Origin of the sequence: Proteus sp. HMSC14B05 (assembly GCF_001808035.1) — a bacterium.
GTDB lineage: Bacteria > Pseudomonadota > Gammaproteobacteria > Enterobacterales > Enterobacteriaceae > Proteus > Proteus mirabilis.
The window spans coordinates 21,854-38,686 of the sequence record NZ_KV791955.1 but is presented as its reverse complement, the minus strand read 5'-3'; the positions used below and the strand labels follow the sequence as shown (position 1 = coordinate 38,686).

General features: G+C 34.8%; 14 protein-coding genes. 3 read left to right on the top strand and 11 right to left on the bottom strand.

Annotated elements, in window-relative coordinates:
- Positions 1 to 14: 14 nt before the first annotated feature.
- The 9 genes from HMPREF3129_RS00170 to licT all read right to left on the bottom strand — a co-directional run bounded on the left by HMPREF3129_RS00170 (position 15) and on the right by licT (position 10,058).
- Entirely contained in the window at positions 15 to 518 is a 504-nt protein-coding gene (locus HMPREF3129_RS00170) for a fimbrial protein (protein ID WP_170832178.1), read from the bottom strand.
- A gap of 23 nt (positions 519 to 541) precedes the next feature.
- On the bottom strand, positions 542 to 1,252 hold the full coding sequence (locus tag HMPREF3129_RS00165) for a fimbrial biogenesis chaperone (protein WP_004244325.1): 711 nt from the start codon (positions 1,250 to 1,252) through the stop codon (positions 542 to 544).
- A gap of 34 nt (positions 1,253 to 1,286) precedes the next feature.
- Positions 1,287 to 3,785, bottom strand: a complete 2,499-nt coding sequence (locus HMPREF3129_RS00160; RefSeq protein ID WP_004248675.1) for a PapC/FimD family outer membrane usher protein — start codon at positions 3,783 to 3,785, stop codon at positions 1,287 to 1,289.
- Positions 3,786 to 3,862: 77 nt separating this feature from the next.
- The gene (locus tag HMPREF3129_RS00155; RefSeq protein ID WP_036918929.1) at positions 3,863 to 4,429 is read right to left on the bottom strand and encodes a fimbrial protein; all 567 of its coding nucleotides are present in this window, start codon (positions 4,427 to 4,429) and stop codon (positions 3,863 to 3,865) included.
- 59 nt (positions 4,430 to 4,488) lie between these two features.
- A complete protein-coding gene (locus tag HMPREF3129_RS00150; protein ID WP_004244332.1) occupies positions 4,489 to 5,040 on the bottom strand; it encodes a fimbrial protein in 552 nt (183 codons plus the stop codon).
- Positions 5,041 to 5,225: 185 nt separating this feature from the next.
- The gene (locus tag HMPREF3129_RS00145) at positions 5,226 to 5,534 is read right to left on the bottom strand and encodes a helix-turn-helix domain-containing protein (RefSeq protein WP_004244333.1); all 309 of its coding nucleotides are present in this window, start codon (positions 5,532 to 5,534) and stop codon (positions 5,226 to 5,228) included.
- Positions 5,535 to 6,292: 758 nt separating this feature from the next.
- Positions 6,293 to 7,117, bottom strand: coding sequence for a PHP domain-containing protein (locus HMPREF3129_RS00140; RefSeq protein WP_004244334.1), 825 nt, complete (start codon positions 7,115 to 7,117; stop codon positions 6,293 to 6,295).
- An 83-nt stretch (positions 7,118 to 7,200) separates the two neighbouring features.
- Positions 7,201 to 9,090 (bottom strand): beta-glucoside-specific PTS transporter subunit IIABC, encoded by a 1,890-nt coding sequence (locus HMPREF3129_RS00135; RefSeq protein ID WP_036918933.1) that lies wholly within the window; start codon positions 9,088 to 9,090, stop codon positions 7,201 to 7,203.
- A gap of 107 nt (positions 9,091 to 9,197) precedes the next feature.
- The gene (gene licT / locus HMPREF3129_RS00130; RefSeq protein WP_004244338.1) at positions 9,198 to 10,058 is read right to left on the bottom strand and encodes a BglG family transcription antiterminator LicT; all 861 of its coding nucleotides are present in this window, start codon (positions 10,056 to 10,058) and stop codon (positions 9,198 to 9,200) included.
- A 417-nt stretch (positions 10,059 to 10,475) separates the two neighbouring features.
- Here licT and HMPREF3129_RS00125 point away from each other — a divergent pair, with 417 nt between their 5' ends.
- A complete protein-coding gene (locus tag HMPREF3129_RS00125; RefSeq protein WP_036918935.1) occupies positions 10,476 to 10,925 on the top strand; it encodes an acetyltransferase in 450 nt (149 codons plus the stop codon).
- Positions 10,926 to 11,131: 206 nt separating this feature from the next.
- Here the strand turns inward: HMPREF3129_RS00125 and HMPREF3129_RS18580 are convergent, their stop codons facing one another.
- The gene (locus HMPREF3129_RS18580; RefSeq protein WP_175437858.1) at positions 11,132 to 11,296 is read right to left on the bottom strand and encodes a hypothetical protein; all 165 of its coding nucleotides are present in this window, start codon (positions 11,294 to 11,296) and stop codon (positions 11,132 to 11,134) included.
- Between the two features lie 477 nt (positions 11,297 to 11,773).
- Here HMPREF3129_RS18580 and HMPREF3129_RS00120 point away from each other — a divergent pair, with 477 nt between their 5' ends.
- Positions 11,774 to 12,556, top strand: coding sequence for an OB-fold protein (locus HMPREF3129_RS00120; protein ID WP_036905079.1), 783 nt, complete (start codon positions 11,774 to 11,776; stop codon positions 12,554 to 12,556).
- A 332-nt stretch (positions 12,557 to 12,888) separates the two neighbouring features.
- Positions 12,889 to 15,453 carry a DNA mismatch repair protein MutS gene (gene mutS / locus HMPREF3129_RS00115; RefSeq protein ID WP_017627877.1) on the top strand — a complete coding sequence of 855 codons (2,565 nt, stop codon included), beginning with the start codon at positions 12,889 to 12,891 and terminating at the stop codon, positions 15,451 to 15,453.
- Between the two features lie 65 nt (positions 15,454 to 15,518).
- Here mutS and rpoS read toward each other — a convergent pair whose 3' ends face one another.
- Positions 15,519 to 16,508 carry an RNA polymerase sigma factor RpoS gene (gene rpoS / locus HMPREF3129_RS00110; RefSeq protein WP_004244343.1) on the bottom strand — a complete coding sequence of 330 codons (990 nt, stop codon included), beginning with the start codon at positions 16,506 to 16,508 and terminating at the stop codon, positions 15,519 to 15,521.
- Positions 16,509 to 16,833 lie beyond the last annotated feature (325 nt).

Sequence of the window (16,833 nt, the reverse complement as noted above, 5' to 3'; positions counted from 1 at the left end):
TGATCTACCTTAAATTAATTATACTGCAATTTAAGAGTTAATATATTTAACTTCCGGTCAAGAATATTTCTCTTTATTTCATCTGAAAAGAGGTAATTCAAAATAACATTATCTTTATAATGCTTTAATCTATTCATTCTTATATCAATATTTTCTACGTTATCGTTGATTTTATTTGTGAAACTTAACACACTAGTAAACGCAGGTTTACTAGTTGAGCTGTTTTTAAAATCACTATAAATATTACAACCACCAATAACGACATCAATATCTTTTATGTATAGCTCTTTTAAACTAATTTCATTCGAAATAAGCTCACAAGGAGCATTTAAAAATGAGCCTTTTATATATATAAAACCATGTTGATTTTTTTCATTTTGATTATAAAAATCAATTTTTGCTCTATTAATATTAAAGAATGATTTATCTCGAGCAACAGGTTCTGCAAAGCCAATTTGAGAAATAAAAAGGCCATTAATGTAAAGCATCAACATAAAAATAAATTTTCTATTCTTCACCTTTCTATCTCCAAAATCAGTTTTTATTTTTTCTCTGCTACACAACGATTAGCTTGACATTGAAATTTAATTGTCGGTCTTCCACCATAATCATTTATATAAGATAAGTATGGCGTTGAGTACACTTTACTATTAACCCTTTGTGATGATTTAGGGGCAATCATGACTGCATTAAACTCAGAATCAACCGCTTCTTTCTTTGAACCACCAATACCGAATACAGTGACGTAATAAGGTGTTGGATTCTCTATTTCATAACCGTCAGATAGCTTATTTAAAACTAATTGATCTTGCCAAATAGCATTTGGCTCTCTCAATATTTGTTTAGGTCTATAAAACAATTTTATTTTTGTATGCAAGGCAATTTGTAATACATTATTGTCTTCAGCTTTAGGTGGAACTTCTCTAACATTAAAATAAAATAATGTTTCTCTATCGTTAGGTAACTTTTCAATATCTGGTGTCGCAGATACTTTAATTAACGCTTTATCACCAGGCTCTAATCGCTGAACTAATGGTGTGGCAATTAATGGCCCTAGCTCAATTTTTTCATTTTTATCATTTTCAATCCATGTTTGGGCTAAATAAGGTAATTGTTTATTATCATTAGTAATATTAATAACTAATGCATTTGACCCACCTTCGTATATAGCTCTTGTTCTATCTAAAGAAATTGCTGCATAGGAGTTTGATGTAACCATTAATCCTAATAATAAAAATGATATTTTTTTCATTTCAAGACCTTTGTCGTTTATTAATTACCGATATTTATTTTTCACACAATAATAATATCTTATTACTCGGTTCTATTTTATTTGGAAGTTTAGCGACACATTGTTGTTCAGCTCCCCAAGATACTCTAATTTCTTCATTTGGGTTAATACCTGTTAGCCAAGCAAAACCATCATCACTAATTATTCCTAGCTCTCGCCCTTTAGCATTACTAATTATTGAACCAAATGGTGGATAAGAGTTATCAGCTAACCTAATTATTGCAAAGGCCTTCTCACCTTTTAACACTTCAAATTTTCTATAACCAATAGCACCTTCAGTTAATGAAGATTCTACAATCGCCTGTGTCGCTTCTATATTATTAGGTAATTTAGTTAAATCGATCGTTGTTTCATTGCGATAATAACTATTAATATCGGTAACAACACCATAACCCCAATTATTGGTTGTTACACGGCCACCATCGACTGGTACTCCTGCAACACCTTCAGTATCAACTAATAAGCGAGTACCACCATTAAATCCATCTGGGTGAAGTGCTGCTCCTTTAGCGGTAATCGTTAAGCCCCCATTAGCAGAAAAACCAAATGATGAGGTATTTTTATTTGAGATAGTGGCATTCGCATTAATATTAGCGATTGAAGTATAGCGTCCATAATAGCCAGAGAAGCTTGAACTACTATCCATATCATCGCCATATGTCGTTGAAACATTTAAATTATAATTAGCTAAGTTATCTTCCGTGGTATTAAAGTACCCTATATTATGCGTATAGTTCCCCGAATTTCTTGAGCCATCATAATTTATAAATCCTCTATTATTCTCTAATGGAATACTGACTCTCGCAAAGAAGACATCATTATCTTTGCCATAGTATTTAGATCTCGATGCAGATAAATTTAATGAAATATTTTTAACTGCAAAAACATCCATATATTTATTTAAGTTAATAGAATAATAATCGGAATTACTTTGATCCCAATATGTCTGATGATTATATTGCACCCCAATTGATGTGTTATATTCAGAAAGACCTTTATTAAAGGTTACTGTATAGAGTTCTTTCTCTTTTCCAGTAAAATCATCACGATAACGTGCATCTAAATAATTTTGCATCGTCATATAATTACGTTCATTAAATCGGTATCCAGCGAAGGTTACATCCGCATCCAAATTATCAAAACGTTTAGAGTAACTGACTCGCCATGACTTACCTTGCATAGTGCCACGATCAGGTAATCGTGCATAAGATTGTGTAATATCGGCAGATACCGCACCGAAAGCGAACATATCGCGCCCAACCCCAAGTGCTACACTATTATAATCACCGGCGAAAATGGTACCACCATACATAGTCCAAGCATTACTTAAACCAAAAGCAGCTTCAGTCGTACCAAATATAGGTCCTTCTGTATTATGTAATTTATCTCTAGAGCGTCCTGCAACAACCTTATAACGAACTTGTCCCGGTCTTGTTAAATAAGGAACATAGGCTGTATCAATTTGAAATTTATTCGTCTTTCCATTTTGCTCAATAATCTCAACATCCAATTTACCACGCACCGAACTGTCTAAATCTTGAATGGCAAATGGACCTGCGGGTACTGTTGAATCGTAAAGAATACGTCCTTGATGCTTAACAACTACCCTTGCGTTAGTTTCAGCGATCCCTGTAACTTGTGGTGCATATCCCCTTAGTTGAGGAGAGAGCATCCGATCATCACTTTCTAAACTAATCCCCGTATAACGCCAGGAATTAAATATATTGGAGTTTATAAAGTTTTCACCGATGGTTAGGTTAGACTTTAAACTGCGGATCGCGCGATATCCATAAACTCGAGTAAAATTTAATAAATCTTTATTGTTTTCCGCATCACCAGAGGTTCGATTATAATTCCCTTGATAATCAGAACGAATACGCCAGCTACCGAAGTTATAACCAACAGTACCATTGTAATAAATACTTTGCGTATTGCTTCCTTCATGAGGGATATTAACATTGGTGTTAATATTATAATCAAGGATCAAACCTGAGATCCCATCATCCCAGCGAGATGGTGGTAACCAAGTAGCACTTGTATACTCAAGCCATATTTGAGGTATTTTAATTGATAATATACCTTCATTTAATTTTGTTGTAACTTCAACACCATCTAGGCTTAATAAGTCAATACATTTTCCATCATTCCATGTTGGTAGATTATTTTCTATTTTTTCCTTTAATCCTAAAGATGAAATAATATCACCTGTTAAACAGGCTTGAGATAACAGTTTTTTATTTTCATCTTGAGATTTATTTTCTCTTTCTAATACGTTAACAGTATATGTTGATGAACCGATCCCTTGTCCATTAAGTACTAAGTTAAGCTGATATTTACCCGGTAAAATATAACCGGCTTCACTAAACCTAGCAAAGTTAATATTATCTTTAGATTTAGAGTCAACAACATCTAAGTTAAACTCTACAGAATATACATTTTGAGAATAAATTATAAATAATATAGTTGCCAAAATGCTTGTAGATCTTCCACTCATATTCTCTCTGTTCATATTGGCTAATAACCTTAATTATTTAAGTCTTAAAGTTTTAATGAGAAGTTGAAAGCAGCTAATCATTCATAATTTATTTTGAATAAAACGCTTGCATAATAATCACCAGGAGTAATTACATCCAACTTTTTTACAACGTCTATTTTGTAATATAGATATGTATTATCCCCATCAACATATATTAATGGTAATGACTCTCCAGAATTAACGCTATATCCATATTCATCTATTATTTTAAAATAGACTTCATCACTGTTATTAAATGAAAATAAATCAGCTTTAGATCCACTAACATCTGAATAAAATGTTAACGTAACGCCTTTCACTTTATCGATATTTTTAGTCTTATTAATAAATTGGCAATCAGATAATTTTATTTTTATTTTTTTACTCGCTAATAAGTCATCATTATTGTTCATTTTATTAACAGGTATAGTACCTAGATCAACCAATTGATATTTACTATCCATATCTAATGTGCAAGCAGGCGAAATTACTTTTCCTAAAAACTTTGCTGTTCCTTGCCACCAAACTTTATCTGATGGGATATATTTATCCAATACAGCTCCGCTTGCATATGTTGAAAAGATTTTAGTGAAAAATAATAATATTATGATTTTTTTAAACATAGATTTTGGCCTTAAATAATCGAGAGCAGATTAACTGCTCTCGTTAAATTTAATATTTTTTATTCATAGGCTAATGTGAAGTTTGTTGTAGCGTTAAACTCACCTTCAGCAATTGTTCCGTTTGTTGCTTTCTTAGCCCAAGCTGTATACATCAGCGTATTATCATTATTACCCAGTGCTTGTAATTCACCTGCTTCATTGAATTTAACCATTGAACCAGTTGTTGTTCCTGAAATAACAATAGCAGTCCCTGTATTACCAGTTGTTGCTAACTCTTCTGTTGCACCAGTAATAGTATTTCCATTAAAGGTTACTTTTACGCCTTTATAAGAACCTGCAGCACCAGTATCAGAACCGGCTTTAGTTAAATCACAATTAACCAATTTAATTGGGATTTGTTTAACTTGAGAAATACCATCTTTCTCTAATAGGCTTTTGCTGATTTGACCAAAATCGATAGCTTGGTTAGCACTTTCGGTAGCAATACCACAAGGTGCATCAATAACTTTACCAGTGAAAGTAATAGTACCATCACCTGAAGCCGCTTGAGCAACAGTCGCAGAAAAAGCCATTGATGCAATAGCGAACATCGCTAATTTATTCAATTTCATATTTTTACCTTTATATTTAACGTAGGAATTAAAGCGTTAAAAAATTAACTATGATATATAGTTACACACATTATCCTCATCCCATCCAGAGATGATATTGTTACTTCCATTACTTTTAAAAACTTATGACTATTTAAATTTTTATATAAAATTTAAACTGTATTTATACAGATGATATAAATCATCTAAACACGCAAATAGAATGGAAACGAATCACTATTTTTTAATTTATGTTTTATAATATCTACGACAAGAACTTTTCGATAAAACTCAGACCAGTCAGCATCCAATAATTTTAATATCATATCTAATGTTTCAATATTGATACTTGTTATTCCATTTTCATATCTTGATATTTGTTGCTGACTCACATCAAGTAATTCGCCTAATTGGGCTCCTGTTAGAGATTTACGTATACGAGATTCTCTAATAAAATTTCCAATATTCTTCCTTAATAATAAAGAATCAGATCCTCTATTCTTATCGATATTCATGAAAAGCCACCTTCGTATATGTAAATTACCACTTACTTTATTCTCATTAATAAATTTAAATAGAAAAATTTAAAATACGATTTACATCTGATTTGCAGAGACAATAGTTTGCTTATCAATTTATGTAAACATGTTTAAAACGATAGATAATCAAAATACGATAGTTTACAACTATTGTTTGTTAAATATTTATCTATTTTTTGTTTCATGTATGTAGAAAAAAATGAATAAATTCAATAGTAAAATTACTTAGTCTAAATTCGTTAATAAATGCAATTTTACACGCAACACGTGTTAATTATTTTCACTTAAGTTAAATTAATTTAGTTTGCTTTAATTTTTGCGATATATTTACAATCAAAAAAAGAGCATCTCAATAAGATAAAATTAAGTAATTGATGTTTTTTTAATAATTACAACGTTCATTTTGCTTAAAATAACACGGCTATATTGATTAGATATCCCCATCAAAGTGGGTAAAAATTATGATGAGAAAAATCGGTTTTGCTCAAATTCGCAAATCAATTTTTTTAAAATCATACTAATTCAGATATAAAAATAGCTGGTGTCTATCTCAAAAATAAGATTAGTAACAGGGTTTACTGACATTGTCGATTAAAAATCAGACGACCAAGCAGAAAAAGAAGATGTAAAATGGGTTGGATAATGTGAAAAAAGACAATGTGGGGGCTTAAAGATAACGCCCAATAAACCATCTGGGCGTTTAATCGTTTCATTATATCAAGTCAGATCATTACTTATTTATTTGCGTCCTTTTTTAAGGTCTCAAATTGTGTTTGATTTAGGCCAAAATCGCCAAATTTAAGTAACGCAGGATCATGGAAGTCACTACCGCCACTTTTTAGCAAACCAAATTTATTAGCATAGTTTTGGGTCAGTTCATAGTCGATAGGTTTCATTCTAGAATGACTTATTTCTAATCCTTTCAATCCAAACTGGACATATTTTTCTATTTCATCATAGTTGTCATAGACACATGGGTGAGCAAGTATAGGAATACCACCGTCTTGTAAGATAGCAGCAATTCCTTCATCAACAGGGATATACCCCATTTTTAAGTCTGTTTCTATTTTTGTTTTAGAGCCAAAAAGTTGTTTATAACGCTCTTTGGTCATTTCCTCTGGATATTTTTCTCTCAATGCTTGGAATATATTCATTTTAAAAACGATATTATATTTTGAGAACTTTTTCGCATCTTCATAACAAATATCGTAGCCTTGTTGATTGAGAGATAATATTAATTCTCGGTGAAACTGATCACGACAGTTGAGAGTGTTATCACACAGCTTGTCAACGTTGGGCGTTTTTTCGTTAAGCCAAAGTCCCACTACATGGACTTTTTTATAAACGTCAAAGTCATAACAACTCATTTCAACACCTTTGACGATATTTAATCCAAGACGCTCCCCTTCTCGGTAAATTTCGTCATAATGATTGGTAGTATCGTGATCGGTGATCGCAATAGTCTTAATGCCGTTTCTAAATGCATTTTCAAGGACATCTTTTATTTCACAAACACCATCACTATGGTTTGTGTGAACATGTAAATCAGCATAGATCATGAAGAAGTACCTCTGTTAATTCTTCCATTAAAAATAGTCGCGCAATAATCGTTAGTTACCATAAGCTTGTTATTCATATTGTTTTAACCCACGGTTAGTAAAACTGTATTTTGGTCGACATGTTTTTTATCGGTCTGAACAACGTCTAGCTTATGATCATCATTAGTAATGATGATCATCGTTGTTGGATCATAGCCTGCGGCTATTATCGCATCTAAATCAAATTCAATTAGCGTATCACCTTTTGTCACCTTCTGACCTTTAACGACACAGCATGTGAAGTGCTGTCCCGCTAAGTTAACGGTATCAATCCCCACATGGATCAGCATTTCAATATTGTTAACCAGTGTTAAGCCAATCGCATGACCAGAAGAAAAGGTAATATCAACAACGCCATCTGCAGGTGCAATCACTTTTCCTGTTGTGGGGATAATTGCCATGCCAGGTCCCATAATGCCAGAGGCAAATGTTTCATCATTAACCTCTGAAAGTGCAACCGTTTTACCTTGCAGAGGTGAAATTAACCCAACAGGTAATTTACTATTCGCTATTTGTGGTTTTTTGTTGGTTGATGCAGCTTGTTTATTATTTTCTTCTTCGTCACGGATTGGATCGTCAGTAGGATCATCAAAACCAATAATAAGCGTTGCAATAAAAGTGGCTACACTGGCAATCAATAAGGTGATTATTGCATTTACTACTTGGTTATCTGTATCAGATATCCACATTGGTAAACTTAATAACCCCGGAGTGACATAGACAAACGCTTTTAACTTAACAATACCAGCAAATAATCCTGCAATAGCACCACCAATCATACAAGCGTACATTGGTTTTTTCAGTTTGAGGTTAACCCCATACATAGCGGGTTCAGTTATACCACCAAAAAAGGCGGTAATACTGGCAGAAAAAGCTAATTGTTTTAAGGTTTTGTTTTTAGTACGCACAGAAACAGCTAAAGAAGCAGCAGCCTGAGACATGTTGGAGCATAGCGCCATCACACGAATAATCGGGTCAAAACCTTTTTGCTCCACTAACATAATACTGACAGGACTAAGTGCTTTATGCATACCAATAGATACTAACCATGGATAAATAGCCACTAATAATGGAATAGCAATAAAACCGGTGTGCTCTTGGATTAAGATCACCCCATCAGCAATTAATTGAGCGAACCATGAAGTGACAGGACCGACCGCAATCAACGCAATGGGTGTCGAAACTAAAATCACCAATAAAGGCACCATAAATACTTTAACCATTTCTGGCACAATACGAACAATAAAGCGTTCTATATAAGACATCATCCAAACAGTAATTAAAGCAGGGATCAGTTGAGATGAATATTTAACCAAAGCGACAGGAATATGCATAAACTCGACAGGCTCACCGGCTTTAACTAAGCTTGTCCATTCAGGACTGACCATCGCCAAACAGACCATTGCAGCTAAATATTGGTTACAATTAAATATTTTCGCCGCCGAGAAACCAATAAATACCGGCATAAAATAGAAGGCCGTATTAAAGATAAAGTTAAGGATATAATAGGTTTGGTCACTTTTATCCAACCAACCTAGCATCGTTAATACAATAAGTAACACTTTCCCCATACCGGCACCCGCTAACAGAGGGATAACCGGAGCGATAGAGCCAGTAATTGCTGATAATATTTTATTTACGATAGACTGTTTCTTCTGGTCTTTATTATTATCATGAGGAGTATTATTTGTTTTTATCATTTTTGTTAGTTCATTAAATACTTTATCAACATCATTACCGATAACCAGTTGATATTGTCCTCCCTTCATCACATCAGATAATATTTTACTATTTGCTTTGGCTTTTGAAGGATCAATTTTATCTTCATTATGTAATGTAAAACGTAATCGAGTCGAGCAGTGTACTAATGACTTTATATTATCCTCGCCACCAACAATAGCGAGAATTTGTTTTGCAAATTCTTTATAATTCATAGCATTGCCTTTTATTTATTCTGTAAAAATAAATTAAAGATATATGGATAGAGTTGGTTATCGCCTAACCAACTAAATTTAAATGATTTATTATTACGGCATATTTTTTATTTATTCATCTTTTTATTATCCTCTGCAATTTTTGCAATATGGATTATTAGATATAAAATTTCATTGTCATCTAAGGTGCAATTATATTTATCTTTAATAAATTTACTTATTTTCAAACAGCACATATAAGGTTGATGGTACTTGTCTTTTATTATATCGAGTAATTCATTTTCTAAAGGTTCGTGATCATTTTCAGGTTGTGAAAATAATCGGATGGAGAAATAGCGAAGATGTGTCACAAAACGACGATAATTTAACGATCCTATGTCGTACTCTATATTTAAATAATATTTGACTATATTAGTAATGCTTTGGATAAAGTGGGTCACTTTGTAGGTTTGCTGAATATTATCGTTTGTTCTAATACTGGCGATATGTAATGCAATAAATCCTGCTTCATCTTCTGGCATTGAAATGTTAAATCTATCATTAATTAATTTTAAGCCATAAAGACCAATATCAAACTCTTCACTATAGAAATTTTTTATCTCCCACAATATTTTATTTCTTATAAAGGTCCCTTCTTTATACCGTTCAATGCTGGCTTGAATATGGTCGATCAATGCAATATAGATACTATCTTGTGTATCTAAGGTCATTTTTTCTTTTGCATACTGAATAATATTGTCCGCAATTTCTACGTAATCCAACGTAATATTCGATAAAAGATCGAGCACTCTCTGCGGACAATTTTTAGGGCTTAAGATAAATTTTTTGGTTATTTGTTCAGATGTTATCTCATCACCTACTTTTTTGGCGTAGGCAATCCCTTTTCCCATGACGATAATTTCTTTTTCTGCTTCATCCAGAGAGATCACAACACTGTTATTTAATATTTTTTTAATTTTCATGTTCATCTGGCATGCTCAAAAATTTTCTTTTATTAAGGCTTAAAAACGCAAAAACCCATTTGTAGACAAAAAATACTTTTCATCTACAAATGGGTTTTGTGTAGTAAGCTAGGTACTATTACAATCCCTACGTTTACTAGGACGTTAACATGGGATATTTATATCGTCAAACTTAGCACAGTAAAGTTAGTAATAGATCACATATTTATCCGACTTATTAAAAAAGGGATTGTTTAAGGTAAGAACGATACCGGCTGATGGCTTTATATTTTAATTTATAACCATATGATAATATTTTATAAAAAATAAATATCCTCTAGATTAGCTCCAACACTTAAAAATAACTTTTTTATCAGAAAAAATGACATTAATATCATTAGTATAAGTTTATTTTAATATAATAGGTCTATCTAAAGGTAAAAAATGTTAAAAATTAGAATATCACGCCCCTCAGAAGCACCAGAAATCATACAAATCTGGAAAAATTCAGTCGATGCTACACATGACTTTCTGACAGCTAACGATCGCCAAGAGATTGAAAAAGAAGTTATCGGTTTTTTTTCCGAAACACCGGTATGGGTTGCTACTAATCAAGAAGATCGCCCACTCGGCTTTATGTTTTTACATGACGGTCATCTAGAGGCACTTTTTATCGATGCATCAGCACGCGGGTTAGGGATAGGAAAACAGTTAATATCACACGCATTAACTCTTCATCCTAATTTAAGCGTTGATGTCAATGAACAAAATCAGCAAGCCGTCGGTTTTTATCAGCATATGGGCTTTCAAATATCTGGACGTTCGGAGTTGGATAATCAAGGAAGAGCGTACCCATTATTGCATCTAAGTAGAGCTAAGGCGATCACCCTTTAGTTTTACAAGCTTGTACGTATATAGATTGCTATAACTCTAGAATAGAGAAATACCTTTATGCTTATTACTTACGCACGATGAATATTAGTAAAAGCGGCTTTATGTTTACCTCTGCAGGGGAATAGCGAAGTAACTTGCTCAATACTCAATAAAAGAAAGCGTATCTAGCGAAATAGATATCCTGCACAAATATGAGTCTAAGATAACTAAGTAGCAAGTTTCAAATGCCCAAACTTCTCACGCTTTGCTTTCATTTCTTCTTCAAGGCGACGGGACTCCTGCCCTGTTTCAATCGCCGTAGAGGTTGTTACCAAACGAATAAGTTGAGTACGAGTTGGTTTTGTTACTTGAACTAATTCATTCTTTTTCATACTAGTCTCACTTCAAACGGGCGATAGTGCATTTTATTATCGTTGTTTTATATTCAATGTAGATTATTTTTCTAGTTAAAAATTAGCCAGTTGTTTTTCTAAATTAGGGCAACAGGATAACTGCAAATCTGAAAAGTCGCTTAACTTAGTGTGTCAATCAGAACCTTGGCTAATATTTAATCTTAAAGACCAAGCTTATTCTTTTAAAACTTCATACGGTGTTTTACCAGCATGAGCTGAATGGAATCGATGACAATTAAATATCACCGTAAAATAAGACATAACAACAAACGTTCCTATAAAATCAATTAATCCATCTATCAGCGGAACTGACATGACTATAAAACGAGCATATATGAATAACCGGCGTGCTATAAATCCCAATTAAACTAATATTTTGTGTTTTTTCTTGCGATCCCCTTTTATGATGGTTAAATAGAATTGTAAAGTTTTGTTTAACCATCAAAGGGTATTGAAATGAAGAAAGTTTTAAAATGGGTGTTGATTGTTCTTGTTGTGCTAATCATTATTGGCATATTTGCCGGCAAAGATAAAGATGGTTCTGATAAAAAACCAGAAGCAGTAAAATCTTCTGAACAAAAAATAGCAATGACAGACAAAGAATACAAGATGGCTGAGTTAATCATTAACAATGATGTGATGAATTCACTGAATGGTAATGATTCACAAATAACTACAGATTATATTCGTGTTACAGCTAGAGAGATGCAACAGACTTATGCTAGCAATGAGGCAAGAGGAGATAAAACCTATAAAGGTAAGAACATTATTATTACAGGCATTATTAAATCTATAGACTCAAGTATTGGCGATATACCTGTTGTTAGCTTAAACACAGGAGAGATGTTCTCTACTGTAAGACTTCATCTAGCAAAACCATACAGAGATATGGCTGCTGATTTAGATAAGAATCAAAAAATAACACTTGCCTGTGTTGGTGACAGCGTAATTATAGGCTCTCCAGGGCTAAAAGATTGCAAACCGGTACCTGCTGTCGCATCAAAAATAACAAACGAGCAAATGAAGTTTGTTAATAAATTTATTAAGGGAAACAATGAAGTACCTAATGAAATAAAGCAAATAGTATTACTTGCTAAAGTATTAGGTAAAGAAACAGGTGATTTCTCTCAATGCCAAGATATTAACTCTCAATGCATGAATGACTCAGTAAAAGTATTAAAGAGTATTAGCAAAGAAAAACTACAAGAAGAAGCTAAGTTACTTGGCGTTGAAATGTAGCTTTTAGGTACAACTATCCTGATTAAATTTTAAAACAAGGGCATCCGTGCCCTTTATTGTTTTCTGCAAGCACCAATCCAAACTTATTCTGAATATAGCCAAACGGTGGATTTGTATAGTCTAAATACACATAACGCTACACTTTCACAGAACATCATAAAAATAAGCCATCAATCATACTTTTATTGGCAAAGATATTTAGATGATTAAAGCAACACACTGAAACCTTATGGTATGATGCCGTATGATGTTTGTGAAATAAAACCAGATAGAGTTTAACAACCAACACTCACAAACGAGATAAACTTCAATACGTTAAGAAAGACGACACCATGACTGACAGCCAAAATTTCGAATCCCACACCCCCATGATGCAGCAGTATCTTAAGCTTAAGGCAGAGCACCCAGAAATCTTACTGTTTTATCGTATGGGTGACTTTTATGAACTGTTTTTTGATGATGCTAAAAAAGCCTCACGCTTATTAGATATTTCATTAACAAAACGAGGTCAGTCGGCAGGTCAACCTATTCCTATGGCTGGCGTTCCTCATCATGCGGTTGAAAATTATCTGGCTAAATTAGTGCAATTGGGGGAATCCGTTGCCATCTGTGAACAAATTGGTGATCCGGCCACCAGCAAAGGCCCTGTTGAACGTAAAGTGATCCGTATTGTCACACCGGGCACCGTTACGGACGAAGCGCTACTTGAAGAGCGCCAAGACAATCTATTAGCCGCTATCTGGCAAGATAAAAATGGCGCTTTTGGTTATGCCACTTTAGATATTACTTCTGGACGTTTTCGGGTCACTGAAATGCCGGATAGCGAAAGTATGGCTGCTGAACTGCAACGCACTCACCCAGCAGAACTACTCTATCCAGAAACCTTTGAGTCAATGGCATTAATTGAGCGTCAGCAAGGTTTACGCCGGCGTCCAATTTGGGAGTTTGAGTGTGAAACCGCCAAACAACAACTTAATTTACAGTTTGGAACCCGTGATTTAACTGGATTTGGTGTTGAAAATGCCCGACTTGCACTTTGTGCCGCAGGTTGCTTATTACAATATGTTAAAGATACGCAACGCACTGCGTTGCCTCATATTCGTAGCATTACCATGGAGCGTCCACAAGATACCATTATCTTAGATGCAGCCACTCGCCGTAATTTAGAATTAACCCAAAATCTTGCTGGCGGTTGTGATAACACCTTGGCATCTGTACTTGATCTGTGCGTGACCCCAATGGGAAGCCGTATGCTCAAACGTTGGATACACACCCCTTTACGCCAGCGTGAACAATTAATTAAACGCCAAGATGCGATTAGCGCCTTACAACCCCTCTATTTTGAGTTACAGCCTTTTTTACGTCAGGTGGGTGATTTAGAGCGGGTACTTGCTCGTTTAGCATTGCGCTCCGCTCGCCCTCGTGACTTATCACGTATGCGCCATGCCTTTCAACAATATCAAGATATCCACCAAGTGCTTGATCAGGCGGATATGCCCTATATTAAAGAATTACAGCAGCGTATCAGCCAGTTTGATGAGTTGCGTGAATTACTGGAAAATGCCATTGTTGAAACACCACCCGTATTAGTACGCGATGGGGGGGTGATAGCCCCTGGTTATAATGCAGAATTAGATGAATGGCGAGCACTGGCTGACGGTGCGAGTGACTATCTTGAAAAGCTTGAAGTTCGTGAACGTGAAAAATGGGGTATTGATACCTTAAAAGTTGGCTTTAATGGGGTTCATGGTTACTACATACAAGTCAGTCGCGGCCAAAGCAATTTAGTTCCAATGCACTATGTGCGTCGTCAAACACTGAAAAATGCTGAGCGCTATATTATTCCTGAACTAAAAGAGTATGAAGACAAGGTATTAACCTCTAAAGGTAAAGCATTAGCAATTGAAAAAATGCTCTACGAAGAGCTTTTCGAAAAACTATTACCTCATCTAACCGCCTTACAAACCAGTGCTGAAGCGTTAGCTGAAACCGATGTTCTGGCTAATCTCGCTGAGCGTGCAGAATCACTCAATTATACACGCCCTGAATTAACAGAAAAAACAGGTATTCAAATCACTGGTGGACGTCACCCTGTTGTAGAACAAGTACTGAGTGAGCCATTTATCTCAAACCCTCTACAACTCGCGCCTCAACGTCGTCTACTCATTATTACCGGCCCTAATATGGGCGGTAAAAGTACCTATATGCGTCAAGCGGCATTAATTACGCTACTGGCTTATATTGGTAGTTTTGTGCCCGCAGAAAAAGCGGTAATAGGCCCAATTGATCGTATTTTTACCCGCGTGGGTGCCTCTGACGATCTGGCTTCAGGTCGTTCAACATTTATGGTGGAAATGACAGAAACCGCAAACATTCTTCATAATGCCACTGAAAACAGTTTAGTGTTAATGGATGAAATTGGCCGAGGCACTTCTACTTATGATGGGCTTTCTCTCGCTTGGGCTTGTGCCGAAAATTTAGCGAATCGCATTAAAGCAATGACACTCTTTGCCACACACTATTTTGAATTAACAACACTGCCAGAAAAACTAGAAGGCACTGCCAATATTCACTTAGATGCGGTAGAGCATGGTGAGACTATTGCCTTTATGCACAGTGTTCAAGAAGGTGCTGCCAGTAAAAGTTATGGTTTAGCGGTTGCGGCATTAGCCGGTGTGCCAAAAGAGGTGATCCGCCGTGCAAAGCAGAAATTAAAAGAGCTGGAAACCCTATCAGGTCATTCAGGGGCAAGCCATGTAGAAACGTCACAACTGATGTTATTAGCAGATATTGAGCCTTCTGAAGTTGAATTAGCATTAAATAAAATTGATCCTGATTCATTAACTCCAAAACAAGCGTTGGAATTGCTCTATCACTTAAAAGAGCTAAATAAATAACAAAAGAAAAGCCGATTAGTTAATTTAACTAATCGGCTTGATAACGCATTGAGCACCTAAAGCAACTAGTTCATCTTAAAAAGTGCCTCTATGCATAATCCTTGCCCTTGCAGAATATCTTTTAAACGACGCAATCCCTCAACTTGGATCTGACGAACCCGCTCTCTTGTCAAACCAATTTCTCGACCAACATCTTCTAATGTTTCAGCCTCGTAACCCAGTAATCCAAAGCGACGCGCTAATACTTCACGCTGTTTTGGATTTAATTCAAATAACCATTTTACGATATTTTCCTTGAGGTTATTATTTTGAATGGTTGCTTCTGGCCCTTCTTCATTTTCGTCTGAAATAATATCTAGTAAGGCTTTATCTGAATCCCCACCAATCGGTGTATCAACAGAAGAAATACGTTCATTTAAACGTAGCATTTTGCTGACATCATCGACAGGTTTATCCAGCGTTTGCGCAATTTCTTCAACACTTGGCTCATGATCGAGCTTATGTGCTAATTCTCTTGCGGTTCTTAAATAGACATTGAGTTCTTTAACGATATGAATGGGGAGACGAATAGTGCGGGTTTGGTTCATAATGGCACGTTCAATAGTTTGACGTATCCACCATGTGGCATAGGTTGAAAAACGAAATCCTTTTTCAGGATCAAACTTTTCAACAGCACGAATAAGGCCTAAATTACCTTCTTCAATTAAGTCAAGAAGAGCTAACCCTCGGTTCGTATAACGGCGAGATATTTTAACAACTAAACGTAGATTACTCTCTATCATCCGTTGTCTTGACGGGATATCACCTCGTAACGCTCTACGAGCAAAGAATACTTCTTCTTCAGCACTCAACAATGGAGAATAGCCAATTTCTCCTAAATAGAGCTGAGTTGCATCTAACGCACGCTGATTGACTCCTTCAATGAGTTCAATTTCATCTTGAGCGTCAGATTCATTTTCAGCCTCTTTTGTTGCGGCTGCTTCATCGAACTCTTCCATGTTCTCATCAATATCATCAGTATATAACTCGTCTACTCTTAGCGTACTTTGGCTCATCAGCTGCTCCTACCCTTGATAATTTAGGTAAACGACGCTCTTAATGAGATCGATTTACCAGTTTATCGCTGTGTCACGACACAACGGGTTTACTGATTTTCCCTTGTAACGAATTACAAAATAAAAAAATAACATAATCTGTTTTACTGTTAATTTACTTTATAGTTTATTCAATATATTTATTAACTATAAGTATTAGTTATTAACAGCAATTATTATTATTTTACGTATATTTATCTATACGTATATTCACTGTTTAACAAGCAATATGTGACAATGTACATCAAAAAAAAGATAAACAAAAATCCGCAATAATAAAATAATA

What these genes read in the sequence shown, in the direction of transcription:
- HMPREF3129_RS00165 (WP_004244325.1), bottom strand. Translation starts at nt 1,252, where the DNA reads ATGAAAAAAATATCATTTTTATTATTAGGATTAATGGTTACATCAAAC.
- HMPREF3129_RS00160 (WP_004248675.1), bottom strand. Translation starts at nt 3,785, where the DNA reads ATGAGTGGAAGATCTACAAGCATTTTGGCAACTATATTATTTATAATT.
- HMPREF3129_RS00155 (WP_036918929.1), bottom strand. Translation starts at nt 4,429, where the DNA reads ATGTTTAAAAAAATCATAATATTATTATTTTTCACTAAAATCTTTTCA.
- HMPREF3129_RS00150 (WP_004244332.1), bottom strand. Translation starts at nt 5,040, where the DNA reads ATGAAATTGAATAAATTAGCGATGTTCGCTATTGCATCAATGGCTTTT.
- HMPREF3129_RS00145 (WP_004244333.1), bottom strand. Translation starts at nt 5,534, where the DNA reads ATGAATATCGATAAGAATAGAGGATCTGATTCTTTATTATTAAGGAAG.
- HMPREF3129_RS00140 (WP_004244334.1), bottom strand. Translation starts at nt 7,117, where the DNA reads ATGATCTATGCTGATTTACATGTTCACACAAACCATAGTGATGGTGTT.
- HMPREF3129_RS00135 (WP_036918933.1), bottom strand. Translation starts at nt 9,090, where the DNA reads ATGAATTATAAAGAATTTGCAAAACAAATTCTCGCTATTGTTGGTGGC.
- licT (WP_004244338.1), bottom strand. Translation starts at nt 10,058, where the DNA reads ATGAACATGAAAATTAAAAAAATATTAAATAACAGTGTTGTGATCTCT.
- HMPREF3129_RS00125 (WP_036918935.1), top strand. Translation starts at nt 10,476, where the DNA reads ATGTTAAAAATTAGAATATCACGCCCCTCAGAAGCACCAGAAATCATA.
- HMPREF3129_RS18580 (WP_175437858.1), bottom strand. Translation starts at nt 11,296, where the DNA reads ATGAAAAAGAATGAATTAGTTCAAGTAACAAAACCAACTCGTACTCAA.
- HMPREF3129_RS00120 (WP_036905079.1), top strand. Translation starts at nt 11,774, where the DNA reads ATGAAGAAAGTTTTAAAATGGGTGTTGATTGTTCTTGTTGTGCTAATC.
- mutS (WP_017627877.1), top strand. Translation starts at nt 12,889, where the DNA reads ATGACTGACAGCCAAAATTTCGAATCCCACACCCCCATGATGCAGCAG.
- rpoS (WP_004244343.1), bottom strand. Translation starts at nt 16,508, where the DNA reads ATGAGCCAAAGTACGCTAAGAGTAGACGAGTTATATACTGATGATATT.